Consider the following 15,421-nt stretch of genomic DNA (forward strand, 5'->3'; position numbering starts at 1 on the left):
TCAGTGCCGCGCCGCCGCGTCGTCGTCGACCCGCCGGACCACCACGGTGCTGATGCGGTTGCGGCGACCCGCGAGTTCGTCGGCGGTCAGCCGCAGCCCGGCCACCGTCGCCTCGGAGCCCGCGATCGGCACCCGCCCGAGGGCGTGGGCCAGCAGGCCGCCCACCGTGTCGACGTCCTCCGACTCGATCTCGGTGTCGAACAGCTCCTCCAGCTCCCACACCGCCAGCCGGGCGGTGACCCGCACCGCGCCGTCGTCGAGGTGCTCGACCCGGGGGGCCTCCTGGTCGTATTCGTCGGCGATCTCGCCGACGATCTCCTCGATGACGTCCTCGATCGTGACGAGCCCGGCGGTGCCGCCGTATTCGTCGATCACGATCGCCAGGTGGATCTGCCGGGCCTGCATGTCCCGGAGCAGGTCGTCGATGGGCTTGCTCTCCGGGACGTACGTCGCCGGGCGCATCAGCTCCTCGACCGCGCCCTCGTCGTCGCCCGTCTCCTGGATGCGGCGGACGATGTCTTTCAGGTAGGCGATGCCGATGACGTCGTCTTCGTTCTCGCCCGTCACCGGGACCCGGGAGAAGCCGCTGCGCAGCGCCAGCGACAACGCCTGTTCGAGGGTCTTGTGGCGCTCGATGAAGACCATGTCGGTGCGCGGCACCATGACCTCGCGCACCAGCGTGTCGCCCAGTTCGAACACCGAGTGGATCATCTCGCGCTCGTCGGGCTCGATGACCCGCCGCTCCTCGGCCAGGTCGACCAGGTCGCGCAGCTCGGCCTCGGAGGTGAACGGCCCCTCGCGGAACCCCTTGCCGGGGGTGACCGCGTTGCCGAGCAGGATCAGCAGCGTCGGCAGCGGGCCGAAGATCCGGGTCAGGCCGTAGACGACGGGCGCGCTGAACAGCGCGATCGGCTCGGCGTGCTGCCGCCCGAGCGTGCGCGGGGAGACGCCCACGATGACGTAGGCGATGACGATCATGGCCCCGGCCGCCGCCGCGTAGGCCTGGCCCGTGTCGCCCAGCCAGTCGATGAACAGCAGCGTCGCGATCACGGTCGCGCCGAGCTCGCAGCTCATCCGCAGCAGGAGCAGCAGGTTCAGATAGCGAGGAGGGTCGGCCACGATGGCCTGGAGGGGGTTCGCGCCGCGGCGCCCCTCTTTGACGAACTCCTCGGCGCGCACGCGCGAGATCCGCGTGAGCGCGGTCTCCGCGCTCGCGAGCAGGCCGCCGCCGATGACGAGGGCGACGGCCGAGAACAACCAGCCGTTACTCATGGTTCCTAGGGGGCTGTCTTACGCCACGACTCGAGCAGCTCGCCCTGGAGGCCGAACATCTCGGCGTGCTCCTCGGGCTCGGCGTGGTCGTAGCCCAGCAGGTGGAGGATGCCGTGGGTGCACAGCAGGTCGAGTTCGTCCTGCGTCGGATGGCCCGCCTCGGCGGCCTGCCGGGCCGCCACCGTCGGGCAGAGGACGACGTCGCCCAGCAGAGCGGGGTCGGGCGAGGCGTCGTCGTTGCGGCCCTGGCCGGGCCGGAGCTCGTCCATGGGGAAGGCCAGCACGTCGGTGGGGCCGGGCTCGCCCATCCACTGCTCGTGGAGGGCGGTCATCGCGGCCTCGTCGACGACCAGGATCGACAACTCCGCCAGGGAGTTGATGCCCATCTGGCCGAGGACGTGCCCGGCGAGGGCGACGAGACGGCTCTCGTCGATCTCGGTGCCGGACTCGTTGTTGACCTCGATCGTCATCGCCGCCCCCTGGGCCGGTTGGTGCCGTTGGCGCGCGGGTCGGACGCCAGTGCGGCGTCATAGCGGCCGTAGGCGTCGACGATCTGCCCCACCAGCTTGTGGCGGACCACGTCGGCGCTGGTCAGACGGCTGAAGTGGATGTCGTTGATGCCGTCGAGGATGTCTTGGACCACCTTGAGGCCGCTCTGGGTGCCGCCCGGCAGGTCGACCTGGGTGACGTCACCGGTGACGACGATCTTGGAGTTGAACCCCAGACGAGTCAGGAACATCTTCATCTGCTCGGGCGAGGTGTTCTGGGCCTCGTCGAGGATGATGAAGGCGTCGTTGAGCGTCCGGCCGCGCATGTAGGCGAGCGGGGCGACCTCGATCGTGCCCGCCGCCATCAGGCGCGGGATCGAGTCGGGGTCGATCATGTCGTGGAGGGCGTCGTAGAGCGGCCGCAGGTAGGGGTCGATCTTCTCGTAGAGCGTGCCGGGCAGGAAGCCCAGCCGCTCGCCGGCCTCCACGGCCGGACGGGTCAGGATGATGCGGTTGACCCGCTTCTCCTGCAGGGCCTTCACGGCCTTGGCCATCGCCAGATAGGTCTTGCCGGTTCCCGCGGGGCCGATGCCGAAGACGATCGTGTGCTTGTCGATCATGTCGACGTAGTTCTTCTGGTTGACCGTCTTCGGGCGGATCGTGCGCCCGCGCGAGGAGATGATGTCGAGCGAGAGCACCTCGGCCGGCCGGCCGTTGCTCTGGCGCAGCATGGAGATGCTGCGCTCGACCGCGTCGGGGGTCAGCTGCGCCCCCGAACGGGCCAGCTCGACCAGCTCCTCGAACAGCCGGACGACCACACCGCTCTCGTCGGGGGACCCGGTGATGGTGATCTCGTTGCCCCGCACGTGGATGTCGGCCCGGAAGCTCTTCTCGATGACCCGGAGGAGCTCGTCACGCGAGCCCAGGATGCTGATCATCGCGTGCTCGTCGGGGATCACGACCTTGGCGTGGGTCTTCTGTGTTTCGCGCGTCTCGGACATGGGCGGCCTCGTCGGGCCTGCTCGCCTCCCTATTAACCGCTGTCAATGGTAGCCGTCCGCTACCCCATCTGGAGCGTCAGCGGCGCCCCGCCCAGCAGGTGGAGATGGGCGTGGAAGACGCTCTGCCCCGAGTCGGGCCCGGTGTTCAGGACCAGCCGGTAGCCGGACTCGGCGATGCCCTCGGCGACCGCGACGGCCTTCGCCGTTTTGATCACCTCGTCGGCCAGTCCAGCCTCCGCCAGTTCCCCCGCGTCGCGCACATGGTTTTTCGGTACGACCAGAACATGCGTGGGGGCATGGGGGTTGATGTCACGGAAGGCAAGGGTGGTGTCGGTCTCGTACACGACCGTCGCGGGTATCTCACGAGCCACGATTGCGCAGAACAGGCACTCATTCTTCACGGGGGAAGCCTAGCGTTGCCAATCGGTAATCCCCGGAATGTCCCGTGCAAAGATCTGCCCGGATAGGGTTTATGTGCGAGACTGCACCGTCAACCAATCCCCTGTGTCGGGCGAGGACACAACTGGGTCATGCCCCCTAATGATTCGGAAGAACGTAAACCCCCTGGCAAGGACGAGCGTCCTACTGATGTGACCACCGAGACCCTCGTGGCCGACAGGTCGCTGGGCACGGTGCCGGTCGGGTGGGATGCCGACATGGCCGTTACGGCGCTTTACAGCGCCCACTATCGGTCACTGGTGCGTCTCGCGGTGCTGCTGGTCCGCGATGTGGCCAGCGCCGAAGAAGTCGTGCAGGACGCGTTCGTCGCCATCCATGGCGCCTGGCGCAGGCTGCGCGACCCCGACAAGGCACTTGCGTACCTGCGACAGTCGGTCGTCAACCGTTCGCGCTCCGTGCTGCGTCATCGAGCCGTCGTGGAGAAGTACGCCCCCAAGGGCCTCCCCGACGCCCCGAGCGCCGAGAACGGCGCCATCGGCGAGCTTGAGCGCACCGCGGTGATCGAGGCGCTGCGCGCCCTGCCCCAGCGGCAGCGCGAAGCGCTGGTCCTGCGCTACTACGGCGACCTTTCCGAGGCCGAGATCGCCCACGCCATGGGCATCTCCAAAGGCGCGGTGAAGAGTCACACCGCCAGAGGCATGGCCTCACTACGTCAAGTGCTGGAGAAGTTCTCATGACCATCCCCCCCGACGAGCACGGCGACCTCCTCCGCCGTGCGATGCGCGCGGAGGCGGACTCGGTCGTGCCGTCTCCCGACGGACTGGAGATAATCCGCCACCGCATCGAGAACCGCGGCATCCGCGGTCTCCTGTGGTGGCGCATAGGTGCGTCCGTGGCCGCCGCCGCCCTGGTGGCCGGAATCGTGGTCGTCTCCGTACCCCAGATACGAGACAACGTGGGTGTCACCTGGGTCGACAACGGAACCGAGCAGACCCCCGCGGGCGAGCTCCCGAGCTCCGACTCGACCTTCCAGCCACCGCCGCCCCAGGAACCCGGCATCTCGATCACCACCCAGAATCCGACCAAGCCGGCCGAGACGACGCCCCCGGCGACCTCGTCCGCCCCGTCCCAGCCGGCGGCGGCGCCACCGCCCGAGCCGTCGTCCGACCCGTGCGTCACCCCCGAGCCGACCCCGGCCCCCGACCCTGCGGCGGCGGCGAAGTGCCCGACGCAGGAGGCCAACCCGACCTCGGGCCCGACGACGAAGCCGACCGCGACCAAGACCCCGTCGAAGCCGACCCCCACCCCGACGGCCGACGCCCCCAGCCCGACCCCGACGGGTTGCGGCGACACCTGCTCGACGCCGACCCCGGACGCGTCTCCCGCGGAGACACCGTCGACGACGGTGGAGGTCTCGGACCCGGCGTCCTGAGCTTTCGAGGCGGGCCTTCTCGGAACGTGCCAAGCGCACTCCGGGGGGCCCGCTTTTCGGTTTTCCGGTACGGATCCCTGCGGCGCGATGGAGCGAACAGAGCCTGTAGAGGAATGGCCTGCCGATTGACGGGACGACGGCGCAGGTCACAGGGGTCGGGGGATTAACTTGACGACAAATCCGAAATGTCGTGCTCTTCTCAGAGCCGCGCACACAGGCCCGATTCACGAATTGCCGGGTGCGAGAGTGTCGGCCCCAGCGTCGGCAGGTGGCGTGCTACCAGCGGCCGGTGCGGGTCATCAGGACCGCTGCCGCCGCGACCCCCGCCGTCGACGTGCGCAGCACCGTCGGCCCCAGCAGGGCCGGAAGTGCCCCCGCCGCGCGGAAACGCGTGATCTCCTCGTCGGACACGCCGCCCTCAGGACCCACCACCAGGACGATGTCGCCCTTCTCCGGCAGTTCCACGCGGGAGAGCGGTTCGGCCGCCTCCTCGTGGAGGACCACGGCCAGCGCGGCGGACTCCAGCAGGGCCGCCACCTGGTTCGTGGAGGCCGGTTCCAGAATCTCCGGCAGGTGGAAGCGCCGCGCCTGCTTTCCGGCCTCGCGCGCCGTCGAGCGCCAGCGGGCCAGTGACTTGGCCGCGCGGTCGCCCTTCCACTGGGTGATCGACCGGGAGGCCGACCAGGGCACGATCGCGTCGACTCCGGCCTCGGTCATCATCTCCACGGCCAGCTCGCCCCGGTCGCCCTTCGGCAACCCCTGCACGACCACCAGGCGCGGCGAGGGCGGCGGGATCTCGTACACGCGAAGGACCGTGAGGTCGAGGTGGTCTTTGCCGGCCGCGTCGACCGTGCACTCGGCCACCCGGCCCGCGCCGTCGGTCACGTCGACGCGCTCGCCCGCCGTGATGCGGCGGACGGCCGCCGCGTGGCGGCCCTCGGGCCCGGCCAGGGTCAGGCGCGGGCCCGGGGTGACCTCACCCAGGAAGACGGGGACGGTCATCGGCCGTTGAACGCGTCCTTCAGGCGGGAGAAGAAGCCCTGCTGGCCCGGGGCGAACTTGCCGGGCGGGCGCTCCTCGCCGCGCAGCTGGGACAGCTTCCGGAGGAGTTCCTCCTGCTCCGGGTCGAGCTTCAGCGGGGTCTCGACGTTGACGTGGATCAGCAGGTCGCCCCGCCCGCTCTCGTTGAGGCGCTGGACGCCCCGCGCGTAGAGCGGGATGACCTGGCCCGACTGGGTGCCGGGGCGGACGTCGATCTGTTCGGGGCCGTCGAGGGTCTCCATGGTCAGCGAGGTGCCCAGGGCTGCGGCGGTCATGGGGATCGAGACGGTGCAGTGGAGGTCGTCGCCGCGGCGTTCGAACGTCGGGTGGGGGCGCTCCACGATCTCCAGGAACAGGTCGCCGGGAGGGCCGCCGCCGGGGCCGACCTCGCCCTCGCCCGCGAGCTGGATGTGGGTGCCGTCTTCGACGCCCGCCGGAATGCGGACCTTGATGGTCCGGCGGGTGCGGACGCGGCCGTCGCCGGAGCACTCCTGGCAGGGGTGGCGGATGACGCTGCCGAAGCCGCCGCACTGGGGGCACGGGCGCGAGGTCATGACCTGGCCCAGGAACGAGCGGGTCACCTGGGAGACCTCCCCCCGGCCGTGGCACATGTCGCAGGTGTCGGGGTGGGTGCCGGCCGCGGCGCCGGAGCCCTGGCAGACCTCGCAGAGGATCGCGGTGTCGACCACGAGCTCGCGGGTGGTGCCGAAGCCCGACTCGGCCAGGTCGAGTTCGACCCGGATCGTCGCGTTACGGCCTCGGCGGGCCCTCGAACGGGGGCCGCGCGAGGCGGAGGCCGTACCGAAGAAGGCGTCCATGATGTCGCTGAACGGGAAGCCCGCCCCGAAGCCCGCACCGGCGCCCGCGCCGCCGAAGGGGTCGCCGCCCATGTCGTGCATCTGCCGCTTCTGGGGGTCGGAGAGCACCTCGTAGGCCGCGGTGATCTCCTTGAAGCGCTCCTGCGTCGCCGGGTCGGGGTTGACGTCGGGATGCAGTTCACGGGCCAGTCGGCGGTAGGCCTTCTTGATCTCTTCCTGGCTCGCGTCGCGGCGTACGCCGAGGGTGGCGTAATAGTCCTTGGCCACTTATGACCCCGCCAGGATCTGGCCGACATAGCGCGCGACCGCGCGCACCGCACCCATCGTCACCGGATAATCCATTCGCGTCGGGCCCAGCACTCCGAGCCGGGCCAGTTCCTTGTCTCCCGCGCCGTATCCGGCGGCCACGATCGAGGTGCCGCGCAGACCGGTGTAGGGGTTCTCCGAGCCGATCCGGACGGTCAGCTCGGACAGGTCGTCGGTCTCGCCGAGGAGGCGCATCAGGACGACCTGCTCCTCCAGGGCCTCCAGCACGTCGCGCAGGCCGATGGTGAAATCGGCGGCGGCGAGGTTGGCGGCCCCGGCGAACACGATCTTCTCTTCATGCCGTTCGACCAGGGTCTCCAGGATCACCGAAAGGATCGTGGCGGCCACCGGCCGGTCTTCTGGGGACAGACGTTCGGGCAGCGCGGCCACGGTCTCGGGGACCTTGGACAGCCCGCAGCCGTCGAGCGCCGCGTTGAGCACGGCGCGCAGATGGGACACCCGGTCGTCGCCGATCACTTCGGGCAGGTCGACCACCCGCTGCTCGACGCGGCCGGTGTTGGTGATCAGGACCAGCATCACCCGCGTGTCGGCCAGCGGCACGATCTCCACGTGGCGGACCGTCGAGCGGGTCAGCGAGGGGTATTGGACGACCGCGACGTGCCGGGTCAGCTGCGCGAGCAGCCGGACCGTCCGCATGACGATCTCGTCGAGGTCGAGCGTACCGGCCAGGAACGTCTCGATGGCCCGTCGTTCGGCGCCCGAGAGGGGCTTGACCTGGGACAGCCGGTCGACGAACAGCCGGTAGCCCTTGTCGGTCGGAACCCGCCCCGCGCTCGTGTGGGGCTGGTGGATGTAGCCGCCGTCTTCGAGGGCCGCCATGTCGTTGCGGATGGTGGCCGGCGAGACTCCGAGGTTGTGCCGATCGGCCAGCGCCTTGGAACCCACGGGCTCGTTGGTGGAGACGTAGTCTTCGACGATCGCCCGCAGCACCGCCAGCTTCCGGTCGTCAAGCACGTTCTCACCTCCCTGGCACTCTGTGTTCCCGAGTGCCAAGTGTACGGCCACCGCTCCCAGGGTGCGATAACACAGCCGGGCACGGACGCAACAAGCCGACTGCAAATACGTCGCAAGTCATGAATCACACAATGTCTCCCATGACCGCTCAATATGGCCAGAACTATGGCCAGCAGCCCCACCCTTACTACGGCGCCCCCCAGTCCCCCTACGGCGCCCCGCCCCCGCAGGGACCGGTCCGTCCCAGGATCCTCTGGATCGTGCTGGCCTGGCTTCTCTTCATCGTGATGTCCGTCGCCGGGGTCTTCGCCTTCGCCGGCGGCCTCTTCTCGTCCATCGCCGACGTGGCCCCCACCACGACCTTCTCCTCCGGCGAGACCGTCAAGGTGAACCTCGACCCGGCGCAGAAGCCGGCCATCTGGGCCGCCGCCGACCAGCCGACCGACGTGCAGTGCCAGGTCACCGGGGGCAGCGCGGACGACAAGATCACCCTGACGAAGGGGATCGGCGAGCAGACCGTCACCGTCGACGGCACCAGGTGGGAGCTGCTGTTCTCGGTCGGCGTCCCGGCGGCCGGTGAATACCAGGCCTCCTGCGACGGCGAGGGCGTGCGCTTCGGCGTCGGCAAGGAACTGATCTCGGCGGCCGGCGGCCTGGTGGGCGGCACCGCGCTGCTGCTCGGCCTGCCCTCGCTCGGTTTCCTGATCGCCGTGCTGACCACCATCGTCGTGCTGGTGCGGCGCTCCCGCGCCCGCCGCCGGATGATGGGGATGTACTAACGTTCGCGGCATGTACGAGCGGGACGTGCTCTCCGGAGACTGGCGGCGCCCCAAGAAGGGGACGATCCCGCAGATCCCAGCCGAGCTCGACCTCGTGGTCGAGTGGGCCGACGACGGGTTCTGCGGGGCGGTGGTGACCTGCGACAAGGAGGCCGTCACCCTGGAAGACCGGTTCGGGCGACGACGGCTGTTCCCCCTGGAACCCGCCGCCTTCCTCCTGGAGGGGAGGCCCGTCACGCTCGTCCGTCCCCAGGCCAGACCGCAGGGCCCGAGGCGCAGCGCCTCGGGTTCCATCGCGGTCGAGGGCCTGAAGGCCCAGGTGGCCAAGGAGAGCAGGATCTACGTCGAGGGCGTCCACGACGCCGCGCTCGTGGAGAAGATCTGGGGCCACGACCTCCGGGTGGAGGGCGTGGTCGTCGAATACCTCGAAGGCGTCGACCACCTGCCCGAGATCGTCGCCGAGTTCGGCCCGGAGCCCGGCCGCCGGCTCGGCGTGCTGGTCGACCATCTCGTCCCCGGCTCCAAGGAGAGCCGGATCGCCGCCCAGGTCGCGGGCCCCCACGTGCTGGTGGCGGGCCATCCGTTCGTGGACGTCTGGCAGGCGGTCAAGCCCGCCGTGCTGGGGATCGGGGCGTGGCCGGAGGTGCCGCGCGGGATCCCGTGGAAAGAGGGCGTGATCGCCGCCCTGGGCTGGCGGATGGAGCCGCCGGACGCGTGGCGGCACATCCTCGGCCGCGTGAACAGCTACGCCGACCTGGAGCCCGAACTGCTGGGCCGGGTCGAGGAGCTCATCGACTTCGTCACGTCAGATCCCTGACGACCGCGTCGGCCAGCAGGCGGCCCTGGAGGGTGAGCACCGCGCGGCCCTTCTTGAACGCCTCGACGTCGAGCAGCCCGCCCGCGAGCGCCTTGGCCGCCGCCGGTCTGACCTCTCTGGCCAGGTCGTCGAGGGGGTAGCCGTCGACCAGGCGGAGTTCGAGCATGACGCGTTCGAGATTGCGCTCCTCGGCCGAGGTCTGTTCCCGGGCGTGGGCGGGTGAGTGGCCCTGGGCCAGGCGGGCGGCGTAGGTCGACGGGTGTTTGACGTTCCACCAGCGCACGCCGCCGACGTGGCTGTGTGCCCCCGGGCCGGCGCCCCACCAGTCGGCGCCCGACCAGTAGAGCAGGTTGTGGCGGCAGCGGGCCTTCTCGCTGGTGGCCCAGTTGGAGACCTCGTACCAGGAGAAGCCGGCCTTGGTCAGGAGTTCGTCGGCGATCAGGTAGCGGTCGGCGGCGACGTCGTCGTCGGGCATGGGCAGGGCGCCCCGCTTGATCTGGTTGGCCAGGCGGGTGCCGGTCTCGACGATCAGCGAGTAGGCCGACACGTGGTCGGGGCCGGTCTCGATCGCTGCCTCCAGTGAAGCCCGCCAGTCGTCGTCGGTCTCGCCCGGGGTGCCGTAGATCAGGTCGAGGTTGACGTGGCCGAAGCCCGCCTCCTTCGCCTCCTGTACGGCCTGCGCCGCGCGCCCCGGGGTGTGCTTGCGCTCCAGCACCCGCAGCACGTGGTCGCTGGCGCTCTGCATGCCGAAGGAGATGCGGTTGAGCCCGCCCTCACGGAGGGCCGCCAGCTCGCGGGGGCCGACCGATTCGGGGTTGGCCTCGGTGGTGACCTCGGCGTCGTGGTGGATGCCGAACTCCTCGTGGACGGCCCGGAGGATGCGTACGAGATCGTCGGGAGGCAGGAGCGTGGGGGTGCCGCCACCGAAGAACACGGTCGAGACGGGCAGGTCGACGTCGCCGAGCACCCGGCGGGCCAGCCGGATCTCCTCGATCGCGGTGTCGGCGTAAGCGCTTTGCGATGCCCCGGAACCTAGCTCCGACGCCGTGTAGGTGTTGAAGTCGCAGTAGCCGCACCGGGTCGCGCAGAAGGGGACGTGCACATAGAAACCGAACGGACGCTCGCCCAGCGCGGCGAGCGCCGCGGACGGCAGTTCACCGGACGTGGGGACGGGTTCACCGTCGGGGAGCACGGAGGGCATCCGCCCAGTCTGCCCGATGCCGGGAGGTTCATTGACGCGGTCATGTGGACGCATTTATGATCCCGGCAAACTTACAGGAAACTTTCCTATAAGAAATGCCTCCTAGCAGCGGAGACAACAGTGCCGAGACTTCGCACCCCCCTTCTGTTAGCCCTGGTGGCCGGCCTCGTCGCCACCGCCGCGCCCGCTCCGGCCCAGGCCTCGACCGGTGACTCGGGATACAAGCGGGTGGCCTACTTCATCCAGTGGGGCATCTACGGCCGCAACTACCACGTCAAGGACATGGTGACGACCGGCGCCGCCGCCAAGCTCACCCACATCAACTACGCCTTCGGCTTCGTCAACCAGGGCGGCGAGTGCTACTCGGCCGACCCGTGGGCCGACTGGCAGCGCCCCGTCCCGGCCGAGCAGAGCGTCGACGGCGTGGCCGACGACGGCACCGGCGCGATCGCCGGCAACCTCAACCAGCTCAAGAAGCTGAAGGCCAAGTACCCGAGCCTCAAGGTCCTGATCTCGCTGGGCGGCTGGACCGGCTCCAAGTGGTTCTCCGACGCCGTCCTCACCCCCGAGGCCCGCACCAAGCTGGCCTCCTCGTGCATCGACCTGTGGCTGAAGGGCAACCTGCCCGGCACCGCCCCCGGCGCGGGCGCGGGCGTCTTCGACGGCATCGACCTCGACTGGGAGTGGCCCGGTTCGTCCGGTGAGGTCGGCAACGTGATCCGCCCCGAGGACAAGCAGAACTTCACGCTGTTCCTGGCCGAGCTGCGCCGCCAGATGAACCAGTACAACAAGAAGCACGAGCTCACCGCCTTCCTCCCCGCCGCCGCCGCCAAGATCGACGCCGGCTTCGAGGTCAAGAAGGTCTTCTCCTACCTCGACTTCGCCACCGTCCAGGGCTACGACCTGCACGGCTCGTGGGAGCAGGTGACCGGCCACAACGGCAACCTGTTCACCGACCGCAAGGACCCGAACGCGGTCAAGTTCAGCGTCGACCAGACGGTCAAGGACTACCTGACCCGCGGCGCCCCCAAGAAGAAGATCGTCGTCGGCGTCCCGTTCTACGGCCAGGGCTGGACCGGCGTCACCGCCGGCGGCAACGGCCTCTGGAAGCCCGCCACCGGCCCCGCCCCCGGCAAGTGGGCCAACGGCACCGACGACTACAAGGACATCGTCAACAAGCCCGGCAAGCGCCACCGCGACCTGCTGACCGGCGCGCTGTGGCTGTACGACGGCAACGAGTTCTGGTCGTACGACGACCCGATCTCGCTCGTCGAGAAGGCGGCCTACATCCGCCTGAAGGGCCTCGGCGGCGCCATGATGTGGTCGATCGACCAGGACGACAGCAAGGCGTCTCTGACGACCGCGCTGTACAAGGTCCTGCGCTGACCTGAACGACGAGGGCCGGAGCGCAACTGGGTCGCGCTCCGGCCCTTCTTGCTTCTTGGTGCTACTTCTTGGCCTTTTCCGCGCCGCTCGAGTCGGTGCTGAGCGCCGCCACGAAAGCCTCTTGGGGGACTTCCACGCGGCCGACCATCTTCATGCGCTTCTTGCCCTCCTTCTGCTTCTCGAGAAGCTTGCGCTTGCGGGAGATGTCGCCGCCGTAGCACTTCGCCAGGACGTCTTTGCGGATCGCGCGGATGTTCTCGCGGGCGATCACGCGGGCGCCGATGGCGGCCTGGATGGGGACCTCGAACTGCTGCCTGGGGATCAGGTCTTTGAGCTTCTTGGCCATGTCGACGCCGTAGGCGTAGGACTTCTCGCGGTGGACGATGGCCGAGAAGGCGTCGACGGCCTCACCCTGGAGGAGGATGTCGACCTTGACCAGGTCGGAGTCCTGCTCGCCGGAGGGCTCGTAGTCGAGGGAGGCGTAGCCTCGCGTCTTGGACTTCAGCTGGTCGAAGAAGTCGAAGATGATCTCGCCCAGGGGCAGGGTGTAGCGGATCTCGACGCGGTCTTCGCTCAGGTAGTCCATGCCCTGGAGGGCGCCGCGGCGGCCCTGGCAGAGCTCCATGATGGCGCCGATGAACTCGGCGGGCGCCAGGACGGTCGCCTTCACGGTCGGCTCGTAGATCTCGGCGATCTTGCCCTCGGGGAACTCCGAGGGGTTGGTCACCGTGTGCTCGGTGCCGTCTTCCATGATGACGCGGTAGATGACGTTGGGGGCGGTCGAGATCAGGGCCAGGTTGAACTCGCGCTCCAGGCGCTCGCGCACGATCTCCATGTGGAGCAGGCCGAGGAAGCCGCAGCGGAAGCCGAAGCCCAGGGCCGCCGACGACTCGGGCTCGTAGACCAGGGCGGCGTCGTTGAGGCGGAGCTTGTCGAGCGCCTCGCGGAGCTCGGGGAAGTCGTCGCCGTCGATCGGGTAGAGGCCCGAGTAGACCATCGGACGGGGGTGCTCGTAGCCGCCGAGCGCCGCTTCGGCCGGCTTGGCGGCCGAGGTGACCGTGTCGCCCACCCGGGACTGGCGGACGTCCTTCACGCCGGTGATCAGGTAGCCCACCTCGCCGACGCCGAGGCCGAGGGCCGAGGGCAGCGGCTCGGGGCTGATGACGCCGATCTCCAGCGTCTCGTGCTGGGCCCGGGTCGACATCATGAGGATGCGCTCGCGCTTGCCCAGGTGGCCGTCCATCACCCGGACGTAGGTGACGACGCCCCGGTAGGTGTCGTAGACCGAGTCGAAGATGAGGGCCCGCGCGGGGGCGTCGGCGTCGCCGACCGGGGCGGGGATCGTGTCGACCACGTGGTCGAGCAGCTCCTTCACGCCCACGCCGGTCTTGCCCGAGACGCGCAGCACGTCGGAGGGCTCGCAGCCAATCAGGCCGGCCAGTTCCTCGGCGTACTTCTCCGGCTGGGCGGCCGGGAGGTCGATCTTGTTGAGGACCGGGATGATGTTGAGGTCGGCGTTCATGGCCAGGTAGAGGTTGGCCAGCGTCTGGGCCTCGATGCCCTGGGCGGCGTCGACCAGCAGGACCGCGCCCTCACACGCCTGGAGAGACCGCGACACCTCATAGGTGAAGTCGACGTGGCCGGGCGTGTCGATCATGTTGAGCACGTGGCCGTTCCACGGCAGGCGGACCGCCTGGGACTTGATGGTGATGCCGCGCTCGCGCTCGATGTCCATCCGGTCGAGGTATTGGGCGCGCATGGACCGGTCGTCGACCACTCCGGTGATCTGGAGCATCCGGTCGGCAAGTGTTGACTTGCCGTGGTCGATGTGCGCGATGATGCAGAAATTGCGGATCAACGCGGGGTCGGTCTGGCCGGTCTGAGTGCGCACCGAAGTCCGTTTCAACTGGGATTGAGGCGATCGACGGCTGGCGGAGCAGCCACCCTCCATGGTCGCATGTCCCCATGCTTGCCTCGACCACGCGCCGCCGTGTGCTGCTCGGCCTGTCGATTCTCGTGGCCGTCCCCCTGGTGCTGGCGGTGACCGGTATGGCCGTCTTACGCCTCGACTACCTGGGCACTCCCTCGCCCGCGGCGCGTTCGGCGGGGACCGACGCGTTGTGGATGGGGCACATGTGGGTCGACGGGCGGCGTACCGAGAAGGATCTCGAGGCGCTGAAGCCCCGTCTCACCCACATGCGGGACGTGTTCGTGCACTCGGGGCCCTACGGCGCCGACGGGCGGCTCGATCCGAACCTCCACCCGAAGTCGCGTGACTTCCTGGCCTGGGCGCGGACCCATCTGCCGGGGGTCCGGGTGCTGCCGTGGCTGGGGCAGACGGTCAACGAGGACGACGAGGGCCACCTCGACCTCGACGACCCGGCCACCCGGGCGAACATCATCGCGGGGGCGCGGGAGATCGTGGCGCTCGGCTATGACGGCGTCCACTACAACTTCGAACCGGTCCTGGACGGCGACGCCGCGTACCTGAGCCTGCTGGAGGAGACGCGCCGGGCCATCCCCCATGCCCGCATCTCCGTCGCCAGCCACCAGATCGAGCCCTTCCCCGGCGCGGTGACCGGCTGGAACGCGGTGGTCGGGCACGGGAAGTACTGGTCGGAGGGCTATTTCCGGAAGGTGGCCGAGCGGGTCGACCAGGTCGCGATCATGACCTACGACTCGTGGACGCCCCTCCAGACCGTCTACGGCGGCTGGGTGGCCCGCCAGGCGCGCAAGGCCTTCGCGCTGGCCCCCGAGTCGACGGGCGTGCTGATCGGCGCCCCTGCTTACCACGACCACAAGCTCGGCCTGACCGACTACGCCGAAAGTGTGGAGATGGCGGCCGAGGGGCTCCGGCTGGTGATCAGCGAGACCCCGCGCAAGGACACGGGCCTGGCCCTCTACGTCGACTTCGCCGCCACCGAGGAGGATTGGACGGAGTACCGCGAGTCATGGGTGCTGGTATCCTAGACAACTGCGTATGGCACGCCCTCTCACCGAGCCAGCGCGACCCATACCGAAACCCAGACTTCTTTTTGAGGCTTCTTCGTGGCGAACATCAAGTCCCAGATCAAGCGCAACCGGCAGAACGAGAAGGCCCGGCAGCGCAACAAGGCCGTCAAGTCGTCCCTCAAGACGGCTGTCCGCAAGTTCCGCGAGGCCGCCGAGTCCGGCGACGCCGCCGCGGCGTCCGCGGCGATGCAGGCGGCCAGCCGCCAGCTCGACAAGGCCGTGAGCAAGGGCGTCATCCACAAGAACCAGGCCGCCAACCGCAAGTCGGCGATCGCCAAGCGCGCCGCCGCCCTCGCGGCCAGCTAAGGTCTGCGTTCAGCGACATCCGGAAGCCGTGCCCCGATACCATCGGGGCGCGGCTTTCGCCGTTGTCGGGATTCAACCCGTAATATGTCACGTTTTCGATATCACATTGGCATCGCCGCAGCGTACCGGCTAGGTCACCGTCTTCCCTGACCGGTCGTCAGGACTGCCCGCTCCCCTATCGTGTGCCG

General features: G+C 69.2%; 16 protein-coding genes. 7 read left to right on the plus strand and 9 right to left on the minus strand.

The window, feature by feature from the left end:
• From FDA94_RS11070 to FDA94_RS11085, 4 genes are read right to left on the minus strand one after another with little or no spacing between them, the layout of a single operon-like run.
• Complete coding sequence (locus tag FDA94_RS11070) at nucleotides 1-1,272, minus strand: hemolysin family protein (protein ID WP_137246969.1); 1,272 nt, start codon at nucleotides 1,270-1,272, stop codon at nucleotides 1-3.
• 5 nt (nucleotides 1,273-1,277) lie between these two features.
• A complete protein-coding gene (gene ybeY, locus FDA94_RS11075) occupies nucleotides 1,278-1,742 on the minus strand; it encodes an rRNA maturation RNase YbeY (protein ID WP_137246970.1) in 465 nt (154 codons plus the stop codon).
• Nucleotides 1,739-2,761: a PhoH family protein gene (locus tag FDA94_RS11080; RefSeq protein ID WP_062340127.1), complete on the minus strand. Its 1,023-nt coding sequence runs from the start codon at nucleotides 2,759-2,761 to the stop codon at nucleotides 1,739-1,741. The genes ybeY and FDA94_RS11080 overlap by 4 nt, the downstream gene beginning before the upstream one ends.
• Before the next feature lie 59 nt (nucleotides 2,762-2,820).
• Entirely contained in the window at nucleotides 2,821-3,162 is a 342-nt protein-coding gene (locus FDA94_RS11085; protein WP_137246971.1) for a histidine triad nucleotide-binding protein, read from the minus strand.
• A gap of 255 nt (nucleotides 3,163-3,417) precedes the next feature.
• Between FDA94_RS11085 and FDA94_RS11090 the strand changes: the two genes are divergently transcribed.
• Both FDA94_RS11090 and FDA94_RS39080 read left to right on the plus strand, forming a co-directional pair.
• Nucleotides 3,418-3,897, plus strand: coding sequence for a SigE family RNA polymerase sigma factor (locus FDA94_RS11090; RefSeq protein ID WP_051759275.1), 480 nt, complete (start codon nucleotides 3,418-3,420; stop codon nucleotides 3,895-3,897).
• The gene (locus FDA94_RS39080; protein WP_170990885.1) at nucleotides 3,894-4,592 is read left to right on the plus strand and encodes a hypothetical protein; all 699 of its coding nucleotides are present in this window, start codon (nucleotides 3,894-3,896) and stop codon (nucleotides 4,590-4,592) included. Before FDA94_RS11090 ends, FDA94_RS39080 begins: the two co-directional genes overlap by 4 nt.
• 276 nt (nucleotides 4,593-4,868) lie before the next feature.
• Here the strand turns inward: FDA94_RS39080 and FDA94_RS11100 are convergent, their stop codons facing one another.
• Genes FDA94_RS11100 through hrcA form a run of 3 tightly spaced genes read right to left on the minus strand, consistent with a single transcriptional unit; the run spans nucleotide 4,869 to nucleotide 7,732 of the window.
• Nucleotides 4,869-5,594 carry a 16S rRNA (uracil(1498)-N(3))-methyltransferase gene (locus FDA94_RS11100; protein ID WP_137246972.1) on the minus strand — a complete coding sequence of 242 codons (726 nt, stop codon included), beginning with the start codon at nucleotides 5,592-5,594 and terminating at the stop codon, nucleotides 4,869-4,871.
• Nucleotides 5,591-6,718 (minus strand): molecular chaperone DnaJ, encoded by a 1,128-nt coding sequence (gene dnaJ / locus FDA94_RS11105; RefSeq protein ID WP_137246973.1) that lies wholly within the window; start codon nucleotides 6,716-6,718, stop codon nucleotides 5,591-5,593. The genes FDA94_RS11100 and dnaJ overlap by 4 nt, the downstream gene beginning before the upstream one ends.
• Nucleotides 6,719-7,732: a heat-inducible transcriptional repressor HrcA gene (hrcA, locus tag FDA94_RS11110; RefSeq protein WP_137246974.1), complete on the minus strand. Its 1,014-nt coding sequence runs from the start codon at nucleotides 7,730-7,732 to the stop codon at nucleotides 6,719-6,721.
• Nucleotides 7,733-7,872: 140 nt separating this feature from the next.
• Here hrcA and FDA94_RS11115 point away from each other — a divergent pair, with 140 nt between their 5' ends.
• Nucleotides 7,873-8,511: a flagellar basal body-associated FliL family protein gene (locus FDA94_RS11115; protein WP_137246975.1), complete on the plus strand. Its 639-nt coding sequence runs from the start codon at nucleotides 7,873-7,875 to the stop codon at nucleotides 8,509-8,511.
• A gap of 10 nt (nucleotides 8,512-8,521) precedes the next feature.
• Nucleotides 8,522-9,328 carry a DUF3097 domain-containing protein gene (locus FDA94_RS11120; protein ID WP_170990886.1) on the plus strand — a complete coding sequence of 269 codons (807 nt, stop codon included), beginning with the start codon at nucleotides 8,522-8,524 and terminating at the stop codon, nucleotides 9,326-9,328.
• Here the strand turns inward: FDA94_RS11120 and hemW are convergent.
• Nucleotides 9,312-10,529: a radical SAM family heme chaperone HemW gene (hemW, locus tag FDA94_RS11125; RefSeq protein WP_137246976.1), complete on the minus strand. Its 1,218-nt coding sequence runs from the start codon at nucleotides 10,527-10,529 to the stop codon at nucleotides 9,312-9,314. The genes FDA94_RS11120 and hemW overlap by 17 nt on opposite strands.
• 156 nt (nucleotides 10,530-10,685) lie before the next feature.
• On the opposite strand from hemW, the gene FDA94_RS11130 reads away from it, so the two are divergent.
• On the plus strand, nucleotides 10,686-11,915 hold the full coding sequence (locus FDA94_RS11130; protein WP_246059747.1) for a glycoside hydrolase family 18 protein: 1,230 nt from the start codon (nucleotides 10,686-10,688) through the stop codon (nucleotides 11,913-11,915).
• Nucleotides 11,916-11,976: 61 nt separating this feature from the next.
• On the opposite strand, the gene lepA is transcribed toward FDA94_RS11130, so the two are convergent.
• Nucleotides 11,977-13,806 (minus strand): translation elongation factor 4, encoded by a 1,830-nt coding sequence (gene lepA / locus FDA94_RS11135; RefSeq protein WP_137246978.1) that lies wholly within the window; start codon nucleotides 13,804-13,806, stop codon nucleotides 11,977-11,979.
• Nucleotides 13,807-13,880: 74 nt separating this feature from the next.
• On the opposite strand from lepA, the gene FDA94_RS11140 reads away from it, so the two are divergent.
• Together FDA94_RS11140 and rpsT are read left to right on the plus strand one after the other, a co-directional pair.
• A complete protein-coding gene (locus FDA94_RS11140) occupies nucleotides 13,881-14,885 on the plus strand; it encodes a glycoside hydrolase family 18 protein (RefSeq protein WP_137246979.1) in 1,005 nt (334 codons plus the stop codon).
• 78 nt (nucleotides 14,886-14,963) lie between these two features.
• Complete coding sequence (gene rpsT, locus FDA94_RS11145) at nucleotides 14,964-15,233, plus strand: 30S ribosomal protein S20 (protein WP_062340140.1); 270 nt, start codon at nucleotides 14,964-14,966, stop codon at nucleotides 15,231-15,233.
• The last annotated feature ends 188 nt before the right edge of the window (nucleotides 15,234-15,421 follow it).

It is taken from the genome of Herbidospora galbida (assembly GCF_005233835.1).
Lineage (GTDB): Bacteria > Actinomycetota > Actinomycetes > Streptosporangiales > Streptosporangiaceae > Herbidospora > Herbidospora galbida.